Genomic DNA, 1,293 nt, shown 5'->3' with positions numbered 1-1,293 from the left:
CATTCTTCGTGACAAAGCTTCAACTCGTGCAGTGACGGAGCAGAAGTTTGATCAGCTTTGGCAGTTGAATTTGGAGACGAAAGTTGCGCAAGGCGAAGATGAAGAAGAGCTGCGCGCCAGAGAGAAGCCGACAGTTGAAAGTCTCTATGATGGAAATAGTATCCGATAAGGCTATTTCAGGCATAAAAAAACCGGAGTAATTAAACTCCGGTTTTTTTATGCCTTGATTTTAGTGCAACGTACTAAAAACAAGGAGGCAATATTAACCTAGGTTTTCAGCAACGAAACCCCAGTTTACAAGTGCCCAGAACGCATTCAAATAAGTAGGACGAACATTACGGTAATCGATGTAGTAAGCGTGCTCCCAAAGATCAACTGTTAGAAGTGCAGTTTGACCTTCTGTCATTGGAGTGCCTGCATTTGATGTGTTAACGATCTCCAAAGAACCATCCGCATTTTTAACCAACCAAGTCCAGCTTGAGCCAAAGTTGTTTACGGCTTTGTCGTTAAATGCTGCTTGGAATTCTTCGAAAGATCCAAATGCTTCGTTAATTGCATCAGCAACTTTACCAGTTGGTGCGCCACCGCCATTCGGGCTCAAGCAATTCCAGTAAAACGTGTGGTTCCAGATCTGGGCTGCGTTGTTGAATACAGGACCTGAAGAAGAAGTGATGATTTCTTCAAGTGTTTTTCCTTCGTATTCAGTTCCAGGGATCATGCCGTTTAACTTATCAACGTAAGTCTTGTGGTGTTTGCCGTGGTGGAATTCAAGAGTTTCTTGAGAAATGTGTGGTGCAAGAGCGTCAATTGCGTATGGTAGCGCAGGTAATTCGATTGCCATTAGGCTTCTCCCTAAAATTAAAACACCACCGAGGCGGTGGCTTAGCATTGTTTTCAAAGCTGAAGATCATACCACCTCGGTTCAAATACATCTACGAGGTTGATGGCTGTTCAGATGAGCCTCAATTAGTAGTCATTTGTATAAGTTGGGGTGCCTTTTAGTTTTTCAACTGTAGGCATTGGGGGTAATCAGGGAGAAATTGAACGATATTCTCGACGCGCCATTTTAGCTCTTCATATGAGCTAGCAGTGACGTTGATATGCCCCAATTTTCTGCCTGCTCTCTCTTCTTTATCGTAGAGATGAACTTGAGCATAAGGAAGCTCAAGAATTTTTCGAATATCTCCTTTGTGGGAGATGAGGTTTATCATGCAGGTTGGTGACAAGGCTTCGGTACTTCCGAGTGGCAGGTCGCATATCGCTCTGATGTGATTCTCGAATTGGCTGCAGTGC

Annotated in this window: 1 protein-coding gene and 1 pseudogene; both read right to left on the bottom strand. The window is 43.8% G+C overall.

What is annotated here, in order from left to right; translation table 11 throughout:
• Window positions 1-262 precede the first annotated feature (262 nt).
• Window positions 263-841 carry a superoxide dismutase gene (locus A3738_RS20755; protein WP_068477327.1) on the bottom strand — a complete coding sequence of 193 codons (579 nt, stop codon included), beginning with the start codon at window positions 839-841 and terminating at the stop codon, window positions 263-265.
• A 157-nt stretch (window positions 842-998) separates the two neighbouring features.
• Window positions 999-1,293 (bottom strand): annotated as a pseudogene (locus tag A3738_RS20750) (5-(carboxyamino)imidazole ribonucleotide synthase); the annotation flags it as partial.

The sequence above is a fragment of the Oleiphilus sp. HI0066 genome, from assembly GCF_001635725.1.
This window is presented reverse-complemented; position numbering and strand designations above follow the sequence as displayed.